The 20,131-nt window shown below is 74.8% G+C and carries 18 protein-coding genes and 3 pseudogenes; 9 read left to right on the forward strand and 12 right to left on the reverse strand.

Annotated features, from left to right (window positions below):
• The 3 pseudogenes from C6N75_RS03675 to C6N75_RS31310 all read right to left on the reverse strand — a co-directional run.
• Window positions 1-438 (reverse strand): annotated as a pseudogene (locus C6N75_RS03675) (energy-coupling factor transporter transmembrane protein EcfT); the annotation flags it as partial.
• Window positions 439-486: 48 nt separating this feature from the next.
• A pseudogene (locus C6N75_RS32175) lies at window positions 487-582 on the reverse strand (hypothetical protein); the annotation flags it as partial.
• A 110-nt stretch (window positions 583-692) separates the two neighbouring features.
• Window positions 693-921 (reverse strand): annotated as a pseudogene (locus C6N75_RS31310) (isocitrate lyase); the annotation flags it as partial.
• Between the two features lie 264 nt (window positions 922-1,185).
• Here C6N75_RS31310 and C6N75_RS03685 point away from each other — a divergent pair.
• The 5 genes from C6N75_RS03685 (at window position 1,186) to C6N75_RS03705 (ending at window position 4,167) form a co-directional block, all read left to right on the forward strand.
• A complete protein-coding gene (locus C6N75_RS03685) occupies window positions 1,186-1,452 on the forward strand; it encodes a sigma-70 family RNA polymerase sigma factor (protein ID WP_105867379.1) in 267 nt (88 codons plus the stop codon).
• Window positions 1,453-1,591: 139 nt separating this feature from the next.
• Window positions 1,592-1,795 (forward strand): hypothetical protein, encoded by a 204-nt coding sequence (locus tag C6N75_RS30065; RefSeq protein ID WP_146132478.1) that lies wholly within the window; start codon window positions 1,592-1,594, stop codon window positions 1,793-1,795.
• A gap of 24 nt (window positions 1,796-1,819) precedes the next feature.
• Window positions 1,820-2,590: a FadR/GntR family transcriptional regulator gene (locus C6N75_RS03695; protein WP_105867381.1), complete on the forward strand. Its 771-nt coding sequence runs from the start codon at window positions 1,820-1,822 to the stop codon at window positions 2,588-2,590.
• A complete protein-coding gene (locus C6N75_RS03700; protein WP_105867382.1) occupies window positions 2,587-3,444 on the forward strand; it encodes a sterol desaturase family protein in 858 nt (285 codons plus the stop codon). The genes C6N75_RS03695 and C6N75_RS03700 overlap by 4 nt, the downstream gene beginning before the upstream one ends.
• Window positions 3,445-3,567: 123 nt before the next feature.
• A complete protein-coding gene (locus C6N75_RS03705) occupies window positions 3,568-4,167 on the forward strand; it encodes a lysoplasmalogenase (protein ID WP_258177212.1) in 600 nt (199 codons plus the stop codon).
• Window positions 4,168-4,246: 79 nt separating this feature from the next.
• On the opposite strand, the gene C6N75_RS03710 is transcribed toward C6N75_RS03705, so the two are convergent.
• On the reverse strand, window positions 4,247-5,038 hold the full coding sequence (locus C6N75_RS03710) for a response regulator (protein ID WP_105867383.1): 792 nt from the start codon (window positions 5,036-5,038) through the stop codon (window positions 4,247-4,249).
• 120 nt (window positions 5,039-5,158) lie between these two features.
• On the opposite strand from C6N75_RS03710, the gene C6N75_RS03715 reads away from it, so the two are divergent.
• Together C6N75_RS03715 and C6N75_RS03720 are read left to right on the forward strand one after the other, a co-directional pair.
• Entirely contained in the window at window positions 5,159-6,751 is a 1,593-nt protein-coding gene (locus tag C6N75_RS03715; protein ID WP_105867384.1) for a sensor histidine kinase, read from the forward strand.
• Window positions 6,748-7,959, forward strand: coding sequence for a PP2C family protein-serine/threonine phosphatase (locus C6N75_RS03720; RefSeq protein WP_105867385.1), 1,212 nt, complete (start codon window positions 6,748-6,750; stop codon window positions 7,957-7,959). The genes C6N75_RS03715 and C6N75_RS03720 overlap by 4 nt, the downstream gene beginning before the upstream one ends.
• Window positions 7,960-7,973: 14 nt before the next feature.
• Here the strand turns inward: C6N75_RS03720 and C6N75_RS03725 are convergent, their stop codons facing one another.
• Complete coding sequence (locus C6N75_RS03725; RefSeq protein WP_258177210.1) at window positions 7,974-8,924, reverse strand: endonuclease/exonuclease/phosphatase family protein; 951 nt, start codon at window positions 8,922-8,924, stop codon at window positions 7,974-7,976.
• Between the two features lie 185 nt (window positions 8,925-9,109).
• Here C6N75_RS03725 and C6N75_RS03730 point away from each other — a divergent pair, with 185 nt between their 5' ends.
• The gene (locus C6N75_RS03730) at window positions 9,110-9,841 is read left to right on the forward strand and encodes an SDR family NAD(P)-dependent oxidoreductase (protein ID WP_258177211.1); all 732 of its coding nucleotides are present in this window, start codon (window positions 9,110-9,112) and stop codon (window positions 9,839-9,841) included.
• A gap of 35 nt (window positions 9,842-9,876) precedes the next feature.
• Here C6N75_RS03730 and C6N75_RS03735 read toward each other — a convergent pair whose 3' ends face one another.
• From C6N75_RS03735 to C6N75_RS03755, 5 genes are all read right to left on the reverse strand, one after another.
• Window positions 9,877-11,406 carry a cryptochrome/photolyase family protein gene (locus C6N75_RS03735; RefSeq protein WP_105867387.1) on the reverse strand — a complete coding sequence of 510 codons (1,530 nt, stop codon included), beginning with the start codon at window positions 11,404-11,406 and terminating at the stop codon, window positions 9,877-9,879.
• A 2-nt stretch (window positions 11,407-11,408) separates the two neighbouring features.
• Window positions 11,409-12,785 carry a cryptochrome/photolyase family protein gene (locus C6N75_RS03740; RefSeq protein ID WP_105867388.1) on the reverse strand — a complete coding sequence of 459 codons (1,377 nt, stop codon included), beginning with the start codon at window positions 12,783-12,785 and terminating at the stop codon, window positions 11,409-11,411.
• Window positions 12,786-12,962: 177 nt separating this feature from the next.
• Window positions 12,963-14,576: an SDR family oxidoreductase gene (locus tag C6N75_RS03745; protein ID WP_105867394.1), complete on the reverse strand. Its 1,614-nt coding sequence runs from the start codon at window positions 14,574-14,576 to the stop codon at window positions 12,963-12,965.
• Between the two features lie 267 nt (window positions 14,577-14,843).
• The gene (locus C6N75_RS03750; protein ID WP_105867389.1) at window positions 14,844-15,422 is read right to left on the reverse strand and encodes a Dps family protein; all 579 of its coding nucleotides are present in this window, start codon (window positions 15,420-15,422) and stop codon (window positions 14,844-14,846) included.
• Between the two features lie 576 nt (window positions 15,423-15,998).
• Window positions 15,999-16,589 (reverse strand): hypothetical protein, encoded by a 591-nt coding sequence (locus C6N75_RS03755; protein WP_181160324.1) that lies wholly within the window; start codon window positions 16,587-16,589, stop codon window positions 15,999-16,001.
• A 268-nt stretch (window positions 16,590-16,857) separates the two neighbouring features.
• Between C6N75_RS03755 and C6N75_RS03765 the strand changes: the two genes are divergently transcribed.
• Window positions 16,858-17,124, forward strand: a complete 267-nt coding sequence (locus C6N75_RS03765) for a type B 50S ribosomal protein L31 (RefSeq protein ID WP_105867391.1) — start codon at window positions 16,858-16,860, stop codon at window positions 17,122-17,124.
• A gap of 34 nt (window positions 17,125-17,158) precedes the next feature.
• Here C6N75_RS03765 and C6N75_RS03770 read toward each other — a convergent pair whose 3' ends face one another.
• A complete protein-coding gene (locus C6N75_RS03770) occupies window positions 17,159-18,742 on the reverse strand; it encodes an SMP-30/gluconolactonase/LRE family protein (protein ID WP_105867392.1) in 1,584 nt (527 codons plus the stop codon).
• A gap of 99 nt (window positions 18,743-18,841) precedes the next feature.
• Window positions 18,842-20,074, reverse strand: coding sequence for an ion channel protein (locus C6N75_RS03775; RefSeq protein ID WP_105867395.1), 1,233 nt, complete (start codon window positions 20,072-20,074; stop codon window positions 18,842-18,844).
• Window positions 20,075-20,131: the final 57 nt, after the last annotated feature.

Consider the following 20,131-nt stretch of genomic DNA (forward strand, 5'->3'; position numbering starts at 1 on the left):
GTGCGCCTCCGGTGGCGGGGCGGCCAGTCCGGCGGCCCCGGCGAGCAGGATCGCCGCCGCCGGCAGCAGCGGCAGCGAAGGCCAGCCCAGGGGGTGAATCGACGCGTTGAGATCGGCCGGGTCGAAGCCGGCGCCCGCGAACAGCACCACCGCCGACACCACTCCGCACCCGGCCACCACCCACTCCGCCGCCCGCCACGGATCAGGCCGGTAGGCGGTACGGGTCACCCGCCGGCCGCCCAGGCGCAGCCCCGCCACACAGAGCGCGGCGCCCGCGCCCAGCGCCGGGAAGCCCAGCACCGGCGGCGCCGTCGGATCCAGCAGCCCGTACGCCCCGGCGCACAGCCCGCACATCCCCGACAGCATCAGCACCCCGGTCAGCCGCCGGGACCGCGCGGTCGCCGAACCGGCCCGCCCGTAGCCCCGGGAGGTGCGGGCGATCTCGGCGGTCGCCGCGTCCTGGGTCAGCCCGTCCAGGACGACCGAGCCGCGCCCGCCGATCCAGGCGGCGTAGCAGCGCAGCGCCACCGCGTTGTCGCCGCGCACCCCCTGCGGGGTCGGCCGGCCGCCGATCCGGCGCACCTAGAGCAGGTCGCGGGCGGTCGCCTCGACCTCCTCCCGGGTGCGGGCCAGTCGGTGCGGCGCGTCCCCGAGGACGGCGTCGAACGCCGCCCGGCACACCGGCGCGAGGTCCGCACCGCCTGCCCGCCGGTGAGCGCGCCGAGCGCGCGCACGTAGTCCACGTCGTGGAGCCGGCGCCACAGCCGCCCCGCCCCGGGCCGAGGTGGCCTCTTCGCGGACGCTGCCCGACAGCCGCAGCACCTCCTCCGCACTCTGGGTGCGCTCCACGCCACGCCACCGGGGGTCGGTGGCCCAGCGCCGCGCCAGTTCCCCGTCCGCCGTCGTCTTCGCCTCCGCCAGGCCTTCACCGTCTCCTCGGGTGCCCCGGTTGCCGAATCCCGCGTCGGGCCTGCACGCGTACGGCACTCCGTGTCTCTTGCCGGGTCACGGCCCGCCGTCCCGCCGCCGGGGAAGCTGGGCAATGCTGCCGGAGCGGCGGCCGCTCCGCCCTATCGGCTTCGACGTCAGGGCTACCCGGTGGCGGAACGGGACCGGTGACCGCATGGGACCAGGTCCCGCGCCGACGCCGTGCATGACCCGGCGGCCGCCGGGCACGCGTCAGCCGTGAAGAGCACCGACACGCCCGCGCGTCGCCCCGGCTCGCTGGATGACCTGCTGGTCAAGGTGGGCCGGGGCGACCGGGACGCCTTCGGGCAGTTGTACGACCGGATCACCCCGCTGCTGCTGAGCCGCCGGCAGGTCGGGGGCGCCACCCCGGACGAGGCGGCGGACCAGGTCAGGGCGGGACTGGTCCGGCTGTGGCGGGACGCCCCGGGCTATCCGCCCGGCTCCGGCGCGATGGCGTGGATCTGGCACCACAGCCACCCCTGAGCGTCCCGCCGGCGGGCTTCCGCCGCCCGGGTCAGCGGCAGCGTGCGGAAAACCCGTTGGGTTTCGACGACCTGCCGGTGGCCCGCTGGCCCCACCCGCCGCTCACACCGTCCGCCAGCCGCTGTTCGACATGGCCGCGATGGCCGCCAGCACCCTGCTGCGGATCAACGACGGCGAACGCACGGAAACGCTGCGGCTGGAGCTGGCGACCCAGCTCGTCGTCCACGGCAGCACCGCCCTGCCCCCGTCCGCCTGGCCGCGCGCGGGCCGGCGCGACGGCACAGGGCGACCGAACGCCCGGAAGCGGGCACGGAAAAACTGGTCCAACCAGTTGACCAGTTGACCGCCGTGGTCGAGTCTGTCGGCCATGAGCGCACCACCGCTCCGTCGCGAGACGGTCTCCGACCAGCTCTACGCCCGGCTGCGCGACCGCATCCTCGCCGGCTCGCTGCCCGCAGGCCAGGCGCTGACCGCCGAGCGCGAGATGGCCGCCGAACACGGCGTCAACCGGCACGCCGTCCGCGAGGCCGTGAAACGCCTCCAGCAAGCCAGACTGGTCGAGGTCAGCCACGGCGGCCGCACCCTCGTCCTGGACTGGCGGCACACCGCCGGACTCGACCTCGCCACCGGCCTCGCCGAGTCAGGCCAAGGCCCCGACCTGCCCGAACTGGCCCGCGACGTCATGGAGATGCGCGCCTGCATCGGCGCGGACGCGGCCCGGCTGTGCGCTGCCCGCAGCACCGACGCCCAGGCCGCGGCCGTGGTCGAGGCCGCCGGGCGGTACGCCGCCGCCGGCCCCGACCTCGCCGCCCTCGGCGCGGCCGACGTGGCCTGGTGGCGGCTCATCGTCGAAGGCTCGGGCAATCTCGCCTACCTGCTGTCCTTCAACACCCTGGTGGGCGGAGCCCTCGACACCGCCGGCATCCCGATGAGCCTGCGCACCGCCGAACTCCTCGACGTCCAGGCCCACCTCCGCCTCGCCGCGCACATCGCGGAGCGCGAACCCGGGCCCGCCGAGCGCCTCGCCCGCGAGCTGCTCTCCCGCAGCGTCCCCCCGTCCACCGCCGCCGAGCCGTCCGCCGCCGGCGCCCGGACGGCCCCCTCCCCGCCCCCGCACAAGGCCGGTGAACCGACATGATCCCCGCCGTCGTCTACGCGATACCCGCCTTCGTCCTGCTCGTGGTCGTCGAGGCGCTGTCCTACCGATTCGCCCCCGACGACGACGAGGAGGGCTACGAACTGCGGGACACCGCCACCAGCATGACCATGGGCGCCGGCAGCCAGGTCGTCGGACTGCCCTGGAAGGCCGTCGCCGTCCTCGGCTACGCCGGCCTCTACACCCTCGCCCCGGTCCAGCTCTCACCCGCCTCCGTCTGGACCTGGGTGCTGCTGTTCTTCGCCGACGACCTGGCCTACTACGCCTTCCACCGTGCCCACCACCGCGTCCGGGTGCTCTGGGCCGGCCATGTCGTGCACCACTCCAGCGTCCGCTTCAACCTCTCCACCGCCCTGCGGCAGAGCTGGACCCCGATGACCACCCTGCCGTTCTGGCTGCCGCTGGCGCTGCTCGGCATCCCGCCCTGGATGATCCTGCTCCAGCAGTCCATCAGCCTGGTCTACCAGTTCTTCCTGCACACCGAGCGCGTCGGCAAGCTCTGGAAACCCGTCGAGTGGGTCTTCAACACGCCCTCGCACCACCGCGTCCACCACGGCTCCAACCACGTGTACCTGGACCGCAACTACGGCGGCATCCTCATCCTCTGGGACCGGCTCTGCGGCACCTTCCAGGCCGAGGATGAGCCGGTCCGGTACGGGTTGACCAAGAACATCGACACCTACAACCCGTTCCGGGTCGCCTTCCACGAGTACGCGGCCGCCTGGCGCGACGTCCGCTCCACCCGGAGCTGGCGGCACCGGGCCGGCTACCTCTTCGGCCCGCCCGGATGGACCCCGAAGGCCGACGCCGCCGTGCCCGCGCGGGCGGAGGCATGAGACGCCTCCCGCCGCTGCTCGCGGCCTTCGCGGCGCTGGCCGCCCTCGACTGGGCCGCGGTGGCGGGGGAGTGGGAGCCGCTGGAGTGGCTGACCAAGCCGCTGCTGGCCCCCCCTGCTCGCGCTGCACCTCTGGCGCACCACCGGGCGAAGCCACCCCGCCCTGCTCGCCGCGCTCGGCTTCGCCGCCGCCGGGGACACCGCCCTGCTGCTGCCCGGCCCGGTCGCCTTCGCCGTCGGCCTCGGCCTCTTCCTGGGCGCGCAGCTCTGCCTCATCACCGCCTTCGTACGGGCCGGGGCGCTCGCCCTGCTGCGCCGCCGGCCCGCGCTGTGCGCCGGGTACGCCGCGGTCTGGGCGGCGGCCAACGCCGCGCTCGCCACCGCGCTGGCCCCGGCCATGGCGGCCGCGCTGGCCTGCTACAGCCTCGCCCTGGTGGCGATGGCCGCCACCGCGCACGCCAAGGGTCCCCGCGCCGCCTGGGGCGGCGCCCTGTTCACCGTCTCCGACCTGCTGATCGGCCTGGGCGCGGCCGGCGCGGACTTCACCGGCCGAAGCCTGCTGGTGATGCCCACGTACACCGCCGCCCTGCTGCTCCTCACTCTGGCCTTCACCGCCCCGGACTCGCGAAGGGCTCCGGGACCCTCGAAGGACTCCGGGCACGCGAAGGCCCCGGAGAGCGCCGTGAGCACGCACCGAGACCCGTCGCTCGTCCGGGGCGCCTGAGACCGGCACCCGGCAGCCCCGGGCGTACACCGCTTCCCAGGACAGCTCACCCGGGCTCCCGGCCCGCGCCCCCGGTCGGCTACTTCTGCCGCGGCAGCTTCGTCGTGGTGTCCAGGTAGAAGGCGTCGATGCTGCGCACCGCGCGTTCGAAGTCCTCGAGGTTGACCGGCTTGGTCACGTACGCGTTGGCATGCTGCCGGTAGGCGCCGGTGACGTCGTCGGGCGCGGCGGACGTGGTGAGCACCACCACCGGGATGGTGCGCAGGTTCTCGTCGCCCTTGAGCACGGCGAGCAGCTCCCGGCCGTTCATCCGGGGCATGTTGAGGTCCAGCACGATCAGATCGGGCCGGGTGCTGTCGGGGTCGCGCAGGTACTCCAGCGCGGCGAGACCGTCGTCGACCTGAGTGAGGTTGCGCGCGCCGCGGTCGGCCAGGGCGTCCTGGATGAGCATGGCGTCGGCCACGTCGTCCTCGACCAGCAGCACGTCGTAGGGACGAGCGGGGGCGGTCATCATCTCTGGCTCCGGAAGTGTCGTCTTGCGGGTGGTGGGTTGGCCGATCAGTCCCGGCCAGCGGTTTCGGGCGCCCTGCCGGGTCATACCGGAGGCGCGCCCTATCTGCGGATAGCCCGCGCCGGCGTCCGCTGCCCGCTGGGCGGCCTCCTCCTCCAGGCGTTCGATGGCCGCCTTGAGGTGGAAGAGCATGTGCAGGTGCGCCAGCGCGTCCGTCCGGGCCCTGCCGTGCTCTCCACCCGCGGGCAGCGGATCGAAGGCGCGGAGGATGAGCCGGCCGGCCAGGTCGCCGACCGAGTCGGCCGCCAGGACAGCCATCTCCTCCTCACCCAGACGCAGCGAGAAGTGAATGCCAGGCATGCGCCTACTCTAGGCAATCCGCTGGGCCCTCGACAACGCAGCTTGTCGGAACACGGCTAGAGTACCGTTGCCGCGCGGCAAGAGAGCTGCCCGGCGAGACCCACGAGGAGCGCACCCGGCATGGCGAAGGACCGCGACGACCAGCAGCCCAGGGGGCCCCTGGCCTCCTGGACGACTCGGCGCTGGCTGCGGGTGGGGGTGACCAGTGCCATGGTGGTGCTCGCCGTGCTCGGCGGGGTGGGCATATGGGCGCTGAACCGCGCCTCCACCCTCACCGACGAGCTGGTCAACGGACGCAGTCCCGCCCTCAACAACGCCGTCCGCCTGGAGACCGCCCTGGTCAACCAGGAGACCGGCATCCGCGGCTACGGCCTCTCCGGCGACCCGGCCTTCCTCCAGCCCTACCGGCAGGGCCTGACCGACGAGAAGGCGGCCGTCGGACAGCTCCGCAAGCTCCTCGCGGACGACGGCCGGGGCCGCGCCGAACTGGACGACGTCCTCGCCAAGGCCGCGCTCTGGCAGGACTCCGTCGCCGAGCCGGTCGCCGCCGCCCCGCCTGGCCAGGCGGTCCCGCAGGCCGCACAGCAGGCCGCGCGGGGCAGGGACGCCTTCAACGCCCTGCGCACCGCGATGGACTCCCAGCAGCGCCACCTGCAAGACGCCCGGGTCGCCGCCGTCGAGGACCTGGAAGACGCCGACCGGACGCGCAACGCCACCCTCGCCGCCATCGCCCTCGTCATCGTGCTGTTCGCCGTCCTGGTCTTCGAAGGACTCCGCCGCGGCATCACCGTCCCGCTGACCCGGCTGGGAGCCGACGCCCGGCAGGTGTCCGGTGGTGACTTCGCCCACACGGTCACCGCCACCGGCCCCGCCGACCTGCGGCAGCTCGGCGAGGACGTGGAGTCCATGCGCCGGCGGCTGCTGGACGAGCTGGCCTTCACCGAGCAGGCCCGGGGCCGGCTCGACGAGCAGGCCGCCGAGCTGCGCCGCTCCAACTCCGAGCTGGAGCAGTTCGCCTACGTCGCCTCGCACGACCTCCAGGAGCCGCTGCGCAAGGTCTCCAGCTTCACCCAGCTCCTCCAGCGCCGCTACACCGGCCAGTTGGACGACCGCGCCGACCAGTACATCGGCTTCGCGGTGGACGGCGCCAACCGGATGCAGGTGCTGATCAACGACCTGCTGAACTTCTCCCGAGTCGGCCGGGTGCACAACGAGCACCGGACCGTGGACCTGGACAAGGTCGTCGCACAGACCCTGGACTCCCTCAGCGTCGCCATCGAGGAGTCCGGCGCGACCGTCTCCAGCGACCCGTTGCCCACCATCACCGGCGACACCACCCAGCTCGGCATCCTGTGGCAGAACCTCATCTCCAACGCCGTGAAGTTCCGCCACCCCGACCGCACCCCCGAGATCCGCATCGAGGCGGAGCGCGACGGCGCCCTGTGGCGGTTCTCGTTCAGCGACAACGGCATCGGCATCGCCCCCGAGTTCGCCGAGAAGGTCTTCGTGATCTTCCAGCGGCTGCACACCAAGGAGGCGTACCCCGGCAGCGGCATCGGGCTGGCCATGTGCAAGAAGATCGTGGAGTTCCACGGCGGCACCATCGGCATCGACCCGGACCACGAGACCGGTACCCGCTTCCTGTTCACCCTGGCAGCCGGGGACGCCGCCCCGGCGGAGCCCGAAGCCGTCGAGGCCGGGACCAGAGGATGACCGCGTCCGCCGAACCCGTGTACCGGATCGTCCTGGTCGAGGACGACGACGGCGACGCGCTGCTGGTGGAGGAGCTGCTGATCGACACCGGTCTGCGCTACGCCCTCACCCGCTGCTCCACCCTCGCCGAGGCATGCGCCGAGCTGACCGTCCGCTCCGCCGACTGCGTACTGCTCGACCTGCACCTGCCCGACGCCATGGGCATCGGAGCGGTGGACACCGTCCAGGGCGCCGACCCGAACGCGGCGATCATCGTGCTGACCGGCCTCGCCGAATCGCAGGCCGGCATCGACGCGGTGGCCGCCGGCGCGCAGGACTACCTGGTCAAGGGCAAGGTCGAACCGGACCTGCTGCACCGGGTGGTGCGCTACGCCGCCCAGCGCAAGCAGGCCGAGCGGGCCAGCGCCGCCATCCAGGCCGTACAGCTCCGCGCCGAGGAGAACGCCCGCCTCGAACGCGGCCTGCTGCCGCCGCCGATGCTCGGGGCGTCACGGATCTCCGCCACCAGCCGGTACTTCCCCGGCCGGGAACGCGCCCTGCTCGGCGGCGACTTCCTCGACGTGGTGCACACCCCCGACGGGCTGCTGCACGCCATCGTCGGCGACGTCAGCGGGCACGGTCCGGACGCCGCCGCACTCGGCGTCTGCCTGCGCATCGCCTGGCGGGCCCTCACCCTCGGCGGCCACCGCGCCGACGAGCTGCTGGTCCTGCTGGAGAAGATGCTGGTCGCCGAGCGCACCCACGCCGACCTCTTCGCCACCGTCACCTTGGTCTGCATCGACGCGGCGGCCGGCTCGGCGACCGTCTACCTCGCCGGCCACCACGCCCCGCTGCTCACCGCCGCCGGGACCACCGCGGAGGTCCGGGCCGCGCACGGCATCGCGCTGGGCATCGCACCCGGTCTCGCCAACTGGCGCCCCAGCCGAGTCGAACTCCCGGCACGCGGAGCCATGATGATCTACACGGATGGCCTGATCGAGGGCCACCAGGGCGACGAGGAGGACCGCCTCGGCGTGGACGGGCTGATCGAGCTGGTGGACCGTATCCCGGACGCCGACGCCGACGCCCACCTGGACGAGCTGATCACCGAGGTCCGCAAGCTCAACGCCGACCGGCACACCGACGACCTCGCCATCCTCCGCCTGGAGTGGAGCGGCGCGCCCGCCCCCGGAGCCGGGGCCGGCGCGGGAGCCGTCGCGGGACGCTGAGCCCCAAGCCGCCGCTACTCGCGGTCCCCGTCCCAGCGGACCCGGCCGAGGACCGGCCGGTGGTCGCTGCCGGTGGCCGGCAGGGCCCGGATCTCGGCGACGGCCGCCGCTCGGGCCATCACCTGGTCGATCCGCACCACCGGGAAACCGGCCGGGAAGGAGAAGGCGAAGCCCCGCTCCGCGACCTCCAGCCGCGAGGTCAGCGGCCGCAGGCCCCGGTCTCCGGCCGTGCCGTTGAGGTCCCCGAGCAGCACCACCCGCGCCACCTCCTCGGCGGCGATCGCGTCGCCGAGCATCCGTGCGCTCTCGTCCCGCCACTTTGCCGCGAGCCCGCCCGCCCCCAGCCGCACCGACGGCAGATGCGCCACGTACACCGCGACGTCCCCGTGCGGCGTCCGGGCCACCGCCCGCAGCCCGCGGCTCCAGGGCTCCGGGATCCCGGCCGGCTTGACGGCGACCGTGTCGGCGCCGCGCAGCGGATACCGCGACCACAGCCCGACCGTGCCGTGGACCGTGTGATGGGGGTAGCGGTCCGCCAGCACCCGCGCGTACACCTCCCGCGCCGACGGCACCAGCTCCTGGAGGGCCACCAGGTCCGCCCCGGCGCCGGCCACGGCGCGCGCGGTACCGGCCGGATCCGGGTTCTCGTCGCTCACGTTGTGGTTCACCACCACCAGGCCGTGCGCGGTGGATCCCGTCACGGGCAGCAGCAGCCCGCCGAAGAGAACCGCCCAGGCCGCCACCGGCAGGACCACCGCCCCCAGCGCCACGGCCGAACGCCGCAGCAGAGCCAGCGCCGCCAGCACCACGATCACCAGCCACGACCACGGCAGGAACGTCTCCAGCAGGCCGCCCACCCCGCTCGCGGCGTCCGGCAGCACCCGGGGGAGCAGCAGCACCCCGGCCGTCAGCGCCGCCGCCGCGGCGATCAGCCGCCCGGGCGTCCCCCGTCGAGCCGCTCCCACCTTCCGCCTCCCCCGTCCACGGGAACGGCCATCCGGCCGGTCCCCACCCCCGTGGACGCGCCCGCCGAGCGCCCCGGTTGCCGCACGGACCGTTCCGGACGCCCGCTCCCGGGGAAGGCTGCCGCGGACGACAGGGTGACACCGGCCGGCGACGCGGCGACGACCGCCGGCAACACGACGACAGGGTGACGACGGAGGGAGCGGACGTGGAGATCGACGGCGCACGGGTACTGGTGGCCGGCGGCACCGGGGCCATCGGCCGGGCGGTGGCGGCCGAACTGCACCGCCGGGGCGCCCGGCTCGTCCTCGCCGGCCGGGACCCGTCCAAGCTGGCCGGGGCCGCCGGGGACCTCGGCGGCTGCCCGGTGGTCCGGTTCGACGCCTACGACCTCGACGGCTGCGCGGACGCCGTCGCCGAGGCCGCCGCGGCGCTGGGTGGTCTCGACGCCGTGCTCACCGCGTTCGGGGTCGCCGCCTTCGGCCCCGCCCGGGGCACCGGCGACGACATCGCCGAGCACCTGATGGCGGTCAACGCCCTCGCCCCGGCCGCGTTCCTGCGCGCCGCGCTGCCTCTGCTCGGCGAGGGCGGGGCGCTCGCCGCGGTGACCGGGGTGGTCGCCGAGCGCCCCCAGCCCGGCATGGCCGACTACAGCGCCTCCAAGTCCGCGCTCGCCGCCTGGCTGGACGCCGTCCGCCGGGAGGCCCGCCCGGCCGGCGTCCGGGTGCTGGACCTGCGCTTCGGCCATCTGGACACCGGCTTCGCCGACCGCGCGGTGGCCGGCGAACCGCCGAGGATGCCGCCGGGCGGCGACCTTGAGCTGAGCGCACGCACCGCCGTGGACGCGCTCGCCGCCGGCGCCGCCCGGGTGCGCCCCGGACCGGACGGCGCCCCCGTCGTGGAGGACCGGGCCCGCTGACCGGACCCGCCGGCGCCCCCGGCGGGCGACGGCTGTCAGGGCGGGCCGTCGCCCACCTCCTCGTAGCGTTCCCTCACCTCGTCGAGGTTGCCCAGCCGGTCCAGTCCGCGGACCGGCTGCGCGGTGCGCTGGTTGCGCTCGAGCCTCTCGCGGTGCCGGTCCATGAAGACCCAGTACCCGGTGGTGTAGGGGCAGGCGTGCTCCCCGGTCCGGTCGCCCGGGCGGTACGCGCACGGCCCGCACAGGTCGCTCATCCGGTTCACGTACGCCCCGCCCGAGGTGTACGGCTTGGTGGTCATCCGGCCGCCGTCGGCGTACTGGGACATGCCGACCACGTTGGGCAGCATCACCCAGTCGTAACCGTCCACGAAGCTGCGGTGGAACCAGTCGGTCAGCGCCGCCGGGCCCCAGCCGCGCTGGAGCGCGTACCCGCCGAGTATCATCAGCCGGGGGATGTGGTGGGTCCAGCCGGTGTCCCGGACCTGCGCCAGCACCGTGGACAGGCAGCGGGCCCGCACGTCGTCGGCGTCCAGGTCGTCCCACCAGTCCGGCAGCGCCGCGGTGTGCCGCAGCGCGTTGGAGGAGCGGTACTCCTCGCCGAAGTACCAGTAGAGCTGCCAGACGTACTCCCGCCAGCCGGCGATCTGCCGGACGAACCCCTCCACGCTGTTCAGCGGCGCGGAGCCGTCCCGGTAGGCGGCCTCCGCGCGCTCCACGCACTCCGCCGGGTCGAGCAGGCCCAGGTTGAGCGAGGAGGACAGCAGGCTGTGGCTCATCACCGGGTCCCCGGCCAGCATGGCGTCCTCGTACGGCCCGAAGGACGCCAGCCGCTCCGCGGTGAACCGCTTCAGCGCCGCCAGCGCCTCCTTGCGGGTGGCCGGGAAGCGCCGCGGCCCGTCCCGGCCGACGAAGGAGACGTCGCCGTCCTCCGCCCAGCGGTCCAGGTCCCGGCGGACCTCCTCGTCGATGTCGTCCTCCCGCGGGCGGTAAGGCGACTTCAGCTCCAGCGCCTCGGCGCCCTTGGGCGGCGGCTGCCGGTTGTCGTGGTCCAGGTTCCACTTCCCGCCGGCCGGCTGCTCGCCGTCCATCAGCAGGTCGTGGGTGCGCCGCACCCAGCGGTAGAAGTCCTCCTGGCGCAGCCTCGCCCCGCCGCCGTGGCCGTCCGCCCAGGCGGCGAAGTCCGCCGGGCCCACCAGGAATCCGCGCGGCGCGCCGACCTCCACCGCTTCCAGCGACTCCACCAGCCTCAGCGCCGCCCGGGAGGTCGGATGGTGCACCATGACCCGGTCCCGCTTCCCGACCGCCTTCGCCAGCCCCTCCCGGTAGCTGTCCGCCTTCACGTACCGCACCCGGTCGCCGAGTTCGGCCGCCCGGTGCCGCATGGCGGAGAGCACCAGATGCGCCTTGGCCCGGTGGAAGCGCCGGCGGCGGAACACCGAGCGGGACTCGATCATCACCAGCGGGGTGTCCCGGCCCGGCCCCTGCCCACCGCCGCCGGTCAGGAAGTGCGGGCCGAGCTGGTCCCCGAAGAGCCAGTGCCATCCGGCTGTCTGCTTCGCTGCCATGGTCACTCCCTGCCGCGTGCCTGCTTGAACCGCTTCAAGCCCTCGTCCAGGTCGACGATCGGCTCCGGGTAGTCCAGCCCCGCGCGCTGCTCGGCGGGGAGTTTCCACGGCTCGTGCACCCGGCGCCCGGCCACCTCCCGCAGCTCCGGCACGTACCGGCGTACGTAGTCGCCCTGCGGGTCGAACCGCTTGGCCTGCACCAGCGGGTTGAGCACCCGGTGCGGCCGGGTGTCGGTGCCGGTCCCGGCCACCCACTGCCAGTTCATCTGGTTGTTCACCAGGTCCCCGTCGACCAGCAGGTCCAGGAAGTGCCGGGCGCCCACCCGCCAGTCCACGTACAGCGTCTTGGCGAGGAAACTGGCCGTCAGCAGCCGCGCCCGGTTGTGCATCCAGCCCTCGGCGCGCAGTTGCCGCATCGCCGCGTCCACGATCGGGTAGCCGGTGCGGCCCTCCTTCCAGGCGGTCACATCCGCCTCGGCCTGCTTCGGCGAGCGCCAGGCGTCGTGCCGGGTGCGGTAGTCCTTCTCCGCGGACGCCGGCCGGGCGGCGAGGACCTGGTAGTGGAAGTCCCGCCAGGCCAGTTGCCGCACGAACGCCTCGGCGCCCGCGCCGCCCCGCTCCCGCGCCAGGTGCACCAGCTCGGCCGGCGACAGGGCGCCGAAGTGCAGGAACGGCGACAGCCGCGAGGTCCCGTCACCGGGCAGGTCGTCGTGGTCGTCCTCGTATCCGGCCATGTCCTCGCGCCGCCACCGCTGGAACAGCCGCCGGCCGGCGTCCTCACCGCCCTTCGGGACGTCCGGCGAGACGTCCGGGACGTCCGCGCGCCGCGGAAGCTCCTCGGAGCGCACCTCCGCGGGCACCCGCACCTTCCGCGGCGCGCCCAGCGGCTCGCGCAGATGGACGTCGGACCAGCGGCGGAAGTACGGCGTGAAGACGGCGAAGTGGTCCGACCCGCCGGACGGCACCACCGTGCCGGGCGCGACCGCGGTCACCACCGCGTCGTGCACGTGCAGCTCCACGCCGTCCTTCTCCAGCGCCGTCCGCAGCCCCTCCTCGCGGTGGTGGGCGTAGCGGGTGACCCCGGCGGCCAGGTGCACCTCGGCCGCGCCGCACTCGGCGGCGACCGCGGCCGTCTCCCGTACCACCGGCCCCGACCGCACCACCAGCCTGCCGCCCCGCTTGCGCAGCCCGGCGTCCAGCGAGGCCAGGCAGTCGGCGAGGAACGCCCGCCGGTTGGGCGCCTCGAAGCCGGCCGCACGCACCCCCGGGTCCTGGACGAACAGCGGCACCACCTCGTCCGCCGCGCGCAGCGCCGCCCGCAGCGGCGGATGGTCGGACAGGCGCAGGTCGGAGGTGAACAGGACGACCGCTGTGGTCATGGAGACTCCCCAGGTGCGGAGACGACGGGACGGGCTGGTCCGGGCGGCCGCGCCGCCCCGGTGGTCAACGACGTGACTCCGCCGCGGGCGCGGCCCCGGCAGCGACACGGCGCCGGGCAACACCCCGGTGGCAACCCCGCCGCCGGGCGGCCGCCGGCCCGGTGGCGGGCGGCCGGCTCAGCCGCGGGCGCTCTCCTCCCGCTCCCCGCCCGGCCGCCTCTGCGGGCCGCCTGCCCCCGGCCCGGTCCCGTCCGCCGGGGTGGCCCGGCCGTCCCGGCGCGCGGCCATGCCCTTGGCGGCGGCCTGGGTGATGTTGCGGGCCATCCCGCCGAAGACCACCGCGTGGAACGGCGACACCGACCACCAGTAGGCGTGCCCGAACAGCCCGCGCGGATGGAACAGCGCCCGCTGCCGGTAGCGCACCCCGCCGTCGCCGTCCTCCGCGTACATCTCCAGCCAGGCCAGCCCCGGCAGCCGCATCTCGGCGCGCAGCCGCAGCAGCCTGCCCGGCTCGATCTCCTCCACCCGCCAGAAGTCCAGCGAGTCGCCGACCCGCAGCCGCTCGGCGTCCCGGCGGCCGCGGCGCAGCCCGACCCCGCCGACGAACCGGTCCAGCCAGCCCCGCACCGCCCAGGCCAGGGGGAAGGAGTACCAGCCGTTGTCCCCGCCGATGCCCTCGATGACCCGCCACAGCGACTCCCGGGAGGCGTCCACCGGAAGTTCCCGCTCGTCCTCGTAGAGGCTGCCGCCCGCCCAGTCGGGGTCGGTGGGCAGCGGGTCGCTCGGCGCGCCCGGCAGCGACGCCGACGACCAGCGCGTGTCCACCTGCGCGTCGCGCACCTTCCGCAGCGCCAGCTCCACCGCCTCCCGGTACGGCAGCGGCTGCCCCGGTGCGTCCGGCACATAGTGCGCGATGTCGTGCTCGCGGCAGACCACCTCGTGGCGCAGCGACTCGGTCAGCGGTTTGGCGATGGAGGCCGGCACCGGCGTGACCAGCCCCACCCAGTGGCTGGACAGACCCGGTGTCAGCACCGGCACGGGCAGGATCAGCCTCTTGCGCAGACCGGCCACCCGTGCGTAGCCCAGCATCATGTCCTGGTAGGTCAGCACGTCCGGTCCGCCGATGTCGAAGGTCCGGTCGACGTCCTCGGGCATGGTGGCCGACCCGACCAGGTAGCGCAGCACGTCCCGTACGCCGATGGGCTGGATGCGGGTGTGCACCCAGCTCGGCGTCACCATCACCGGCAGCCGCTCCGTCAGATACCGCAGCATCTCGAAGGAGGCCGACCCTGAGCCGATGATCACCGCGGCCCGCAGCACGGTGGCGGGCACCGGCCCCTGGACGAAGATCCGGCCCACCTCGGCGCGCGAGCGCAGGTGCGGCGACAGCTCGCGCTCCGGCACCGCCGAGGGGGTCAACCCGCCGAGGTACACGATCCGCTTCACTCCGGCCGCGTGCGCCCGCTCGGCGAAGATCCTGGCCGCCTGCCGGTCCTTCTCCTCGAACCGGGCACCGGTGCCCAGCGCGTGCACCAGGTAGTAGGCGACGTCGACGCCTTGCATGGCCGAGCCGACCGACTCCTCGTCCAGCGCGTCGCCCTGGACCGTTTCCACGTCCCCGGCCCACGGCTGGTCCCGCAGCTTCTGCGGGGTGCGGGCCAGACAGCGCACCCGGTGCCCGGCCTTGAGCAGCTCGGGCACCAGCCGCCCGCCGATGTATCCGGTCGCCCCGGTCACCAGGCAGCGCAGCCCGTCCCCGGCCTGTTTCCTGGTGCTTTCCTCCGTGCTCACCGGCGTCTCCCATCGCTCGAACCGGTACACCCTCGGCACACCGGCGCCCGGCCGCGCACCGCGTCCGACCGACCGGGTGCCACCAACCGGCCGGGGCCAATCCCCTCGCGCCGGCGGTGACCCGTCCGGCCCAGCACGGCCCCCGGCTCCGACCGGCCGCGGACGAGCGTCAGCACCGGCGCGCCGGAAGGGCGCGGACCGGTGCTGACGCTCGGGGACAGACGAGGGCCGCGGACGGGCGGGGTCACCGCGCCCGCGGCGGCAGGGTCACGGCTGCCGCTTGGCCTGGTCGGCGGCGGCGCTCGCGGCGGCCTTCTCCGAGGAGGCGCCCGACGTGCTGAGCCGCCCGCCGCTGGACTCCAGGTGGGCGCGGACGAACCACTGGAACAGCTCCAGGCTGCGCAACTGCTCGATCAGCATGTCCTGGGTGACCGGGTCGGACTCCTCGGTGGCCTTCATGGCCTCCCGGTGGTCCTCGATGACCGAGGTGTACACCAGGTCGAGGGCGCCGAGGTGCTCGATGGCCTCGGCGCGGCCGATGGAGTAGTCGTTCCAGGTGCGGTCGGCGACCAGCGAACCGGGGGTGCCCTGGGGCGAGCCGCCGAGAGTGGAGATCCGTTCGGCGAGGTCGTCGGTCATCGACCGGACCTGGTCCACCTGGGGGTCGATCATCTCGTGTACGGCGATGAAGTGCGGGCCGACCACGTTCCAGTGGATGTGCTTCAGGGTCAGGTGCAGGTCGTTGAGCGAGTGCAGACGCATCTGCAGCAGGCCGATGATCTCGGCGCCGGTCTCGGTGCTCATCCCGGGAATGGTGTACGACAGCTTGGGGTCCTGCGAAGGCACGTGGTGCTCCTTACATGAGGCTGCGCGGCTTTCAGGTAAACACCGGGGCCGTCCGCCCGCCCTCCGGCGCGCATCCGCCCGCGGTTTTTCACCGGTCCGGTCGCCGTCCGCTCGCGGCGCGGCGTACCGGTACCCCACCTCGCGGGTGCGGAACCCCTCGCTCCGGGAAGCCGGGTGGGCACGGACGTCTTCACGGCAGGAGACACCGCGCGCGGTGCGGCCCGGAGCCGGGCGCAAGGGCGGCGCGCCACGGCGGGCGCCGCCACGGCGGGCGGTGGGGCGCGGGCGGTGGACCCGGACAGCCGCTGGCACCGCTCGCTGCGCACACCGCCGCGGCAACCGCCGCCCCGGGCGTTCGGCACGGTATGTGGACCCCGCTCCACGCGGCGATCGCCTGGGCCGGCGGGCACGCCCCGGGGCGCACCCGGGGGCCCGCCCCGCGTGCCCTGGAGGCGTCCGTGGGCGTCAGCCCGGCCCGGAACACGGCCGTCTGGTGCGCCTTCGCCACCGCCCTGAACGCGTTCATCGCGCGCCGCAACCGCCGACCGGCCGGCGGACGCCCCGGCGGCGGCCGGGTCAGCGCGGGTGCACGCCGTTGCGGCGGCGCAGGAGCAGCACACCGGCCGCCGCGGCCGCCGCGGCCATGCCGCCGCCGGCCAGCACCTCCACGCCGGTCGGGCCCTGGCTGCCGCCGAGGCCGCCGGTGGTGCCGCCGGTGGGGGTGCGCGGGTCCACGGTGAGCGTGGCGCGGAACGCCGTACCGTTCCCGCAGTCGCCGGTGACGTGGTACGGGGCGCGCTGCGCGGAGAGACCGGAACCGGTGCCCGTGAAGCTGGTGCGCGGGGCGATCCGGGCGGTGCCGGTGTAGCGGGTGCCGCCCGGTGCCGCGCCCGCCGCGCTGCGGTTGAGGGTGGCGCGGCCGCCGGCGAAGGCCGGGGAGTTCGCCGTCAGGGTGCTCTGGTTGCCCGAGTTCTGGGTGAACGGGCAGGTGACGTTGATTGTCACGGTGGCGCCGGGGGCGACGCTGGAGGGGGAGACGGTGGCCGTGGCGGTCGCGGTGGCGGCGCCTCCGGCCCGGGCCCGGTCGTCGGCAAGGGCCGCGGGCGCGGCGGCGGCCAGGCACAGGGCGCCGGTGAAGGCGGCGGCCAGCAGGGGTATGGAGCGCATGGGGTCCTTCTCTCGCTTCGGGGCGCGGCACCGAAAGACCGGCGAGCACGGCAGGGCCCGTGGACTTCCGTCAGCGTGAAGCTATGCGCGCCCGTCGGCGCCCACCAGTCGGGTCGGGCAAACGGACCACTGGCCGCGCCGCCGCCCCACCCGGCGTGCGCCGGGTGGGGCGGCCTCCCATAGTGGTGCCACAGCGGGGGAGGGGCGCGCCGCCGGCGTCAGGGCGGGGCGGTGCGCAGGCGGGGGCGATCCAGCGAAGGGACACACGATGCAGCAGGACCAGCAGCCCGACTACCGGCCGGTCGTCTTCCGGGACAAGTCCGCCGGCTATGCGTTCCTGACCCGCTCGACGGCCCGCAGCGAGCAGACCATCGAGTGGGACGACGGCGAGAGCTACCCGGTGGTGGACGTGGAGATCTCCTCCGAGAGCCACCCCTTCTACACCGGCCGGGCCCGCACCGTGGACTCCGAGGGGCGCGTCGCCCGCTTCGAGCGCCGCTACGGCACGCCCGAGGGCGGCCCGGCCGGCGACTGAGGCCGACCGCGCCGCCCCCGGCCGCCCGGCCGGCTCATCCCTCGGTGTCGCGGACCGCCAGCAGCCCGTTGAACACCCCGACGTACGCGGTGCCGTCCGGCCCCAGCGTGATGGGCGCCCAGTTGTTGTCGTACAGCGGGCCGGTCCCGGTGAGCTTGCGCCAGCGCTCCTTGCCGGTGCGGAAGTCCACCGCGGTCAGATACCAGGCGTCGATGCCGAGCGGATGCGGGTCCTTGGCGTAGAAGTACAGCAGTCCGTTGGCGGTGGACAGCTTGGGCACCGTGGACGGGGAGCGCACCGCGCTCTCCCACACGGTGTCGCAGCCGCTGCCGTCGGGCCGCACGTCCACCCGGGCCACCCCGCCCGGCACGCTGCGGCCGAAGGTCAGCGAGGTGACGTCCTCGTAGCCGTAGTTGTTCTCCACCACCAGGCTGTTGCCCGAGCTGATCAGCGAGTTGTCCGTGGTCGACGCGCCGGAGCCGAACACCGGCACCTCGCACACCAGCCGCCCGCCCGCGGGCAGGCCCGCGTCCCGGCGGTAGACCAGCACGTGCATCCGGTCGTCGGCGTTGTCGGTGATCGCCACATACCGTTTCCCGTCCGCGCCGAACAGGTCGGGCGTGGTGCCCGAGCCCTGGTTGACCGAGCCGGGCTTGGCACCGGTGCCCCGGTCGTAGACCTCCCGCCACACCACCTCGGGCGTGCCGTCGGCGCGGGCGGTGAACGAGTACAGCGCGTGGTCGGAGACGATGGACACGCCGTCCCGGTCGACGGAGAAGGAGTTCTGGATCTCCTCCCCGGCCAGCCGGACGGAGCGGACCGTGCCGTCCGCCGGGTCGAGGGTTCCCACCCGGCCCTGCCGGGTCACCCACCAGATCCGGCCCTGCCAGTCCGGCATCACCGAGGTCACCGGGTCGCAGTCGCCGGTGGGGCGCAGATTGGTCCAGGTGGTGCAGTCGTGCGGGACGTGCCCGGTCAGGTCCCAGTCGGCGTCCACCGTGAAGTGCCAGGAGCCGTCCGCCGCCTGCTCGTGCTTCAGCCGGACCACGTGCTGCCGGGAGTCGGCCAGCACCAGTCGGTCTTGGTCGTCCAGGTAGGAGTAGGCGCCGCCGGAGGTGTCCTTGAAGATGCGGGAGAAGTCCAGCCTGCTGATCGCCTCCACGGTGGACGGCCGCTGCGGCAGCCTGTGCTCGGCCAGCGTCGCCAGGGTCCGCGGGTCCAGCAGCTTGACCAGGAAACCCTGGAAGGTGCCGCAGACGGTGACGATCCGTCCGGCCCGGTCGAAGGTGACGTTGGCGCACTCGCCGCCCAGTGCGGCCATCGCCTCGCTGCGCACCTGCGGGGAGCGTCCCAGCGGGCCGTTCCACGGATAGGTGGCGCTGCCGGCGGCGTCCGCGTGCATCCCGCTGCGGCCGTTGGGCGCCAGGTACGGGTGCTGGGGCGGCGCCTCGCCCGGCACCGGCCGGGCCGCTGCCGCGGCGCCCCGGTAGTCGTCCACCAACCGGTGGCCCGGGGCGCGTGGTATCTCCTCGGCCCGCGCCGTCGTGGTCGGCAGGGCCCAGGCAAGGCACACTGCGGCGAGCGCGAGGGCGCCGCGCCGCCGGAATCTCGTAGGCATGACCTGGACGCTAGGGGCGCGCCGCGCGCCCGGTCCACGCGCGCCGGGAGTTGTTCACACGCCTGTCGCAGAACGCCGCACGGCGGCCCTGACGTCTCGTCAACTCATCCGGGCGGGTTTCCCGTCGGGCCGCAGCTGCATCAGGGGGCGGCCGGTGACCAGCAGCCAGGCGGGCAGCACGGCGAGGCACAGCAGCGGCAGCATCGCGATGTCGGAGGAGACCACGGCGGCCATGAAGAGGCTGAGCCAGCCCTGCCGGGTGGTGGCCAGCAGCACCCCCAGCACCGCCGAGGGCACCGTGAGCGCGAGCGGCGCCGATCCGGCCAGCGCGTGCACGAGCATCCCGAGCGCCACCCCGACGAAGACCGCCGGGAAGATCCGGCCGCCCTGGAACCCGCAGGACGCCGCCACCACCAGCGCCACCAGCTTCACCGCCACGATCAGCGCCAGCCCGGCGGCCGAGTAGGCGGCCGGATCGGCCACCAGCTCCCGCATCTGCTCCGAGCCCTTGAACAGCGTGATCCGCCCGCCCAGCGCACCGAGCAGCCCCAGCACCAGCCCACCGCAGACGAGCATCGGCACCGGATGGCGCAGCGCGTGGAACAACCGGTGGGTGTACGGCAGGAGGCGGACGGCGGCCAGTCCGACCAGCGCGCACACCGCGGCGATCGCCATCGCCCACAGCCCGTCCACCGGCCGGAGGTCCGGTCGGGTGCCCAGGTCCAGCTCGAAGGTCGGCGCGGCCACCAGCACCGTCGTCAGGGCCCCGGCCCCGGCCGCGACCAGCGGAGCGAACAGCCGGTCCCACAGCGGGCGCGGGTCGGGCGGCGCCGGCACCTCGGTGAGCAGCAGCGCGGCGGCGACCGGGGTGCTGAACATCGCGCCGACCGTCCCGGCCGCGGCCAGCGCGCCCCACGCCGCACCCGGCACCCGGGGCAGCGCCCGCGCCCCCAGCGCCACCGCGAGGGCGATGTTCGCGCTGGTCACCGGATTCTCCGGGCCGAGACTGACCCCGCACGCGAGCCCGATCACCGCGGCGGCCAGCATCCCGGGGAGGACGCCCGCCGGCAGCGGCGGGTCGACCAGCCCGCGGGTCGCCGGGTCGGGGCCGGTGCCGCCCGGGAAGCGCCAGACCAGCAGGCCCACGGCGAGACCGGCCGCGGTCAGCACCGCCACGGTCCACCAGCCCGCGTCGCCGCCGACGCCCAGCGCGCCGGGCAGCGCCGACCACATGACGTGCTCCAGGCTGTCGGCGAGCCAGGTGACGGCCAGCAGCACCAGGCTGGAGGCCACGCCGACCAGCAGCGCCGGCAGGACCAGCGGGAGCAGCAGCCGGACCGGGGCCGGCCGGTGGGGCGGGCCGTCGCCGGAGGCCGCGGGGCCGGGCGG

This window comes from Streptomyces solincola (assembly GCF_002982015.1).
GTDB lineage: Bacteria > Actinomycetota > Actinomycetes > Streptomycetales > Streptomycetaceae > Streptomyces > Streptomyces solincola.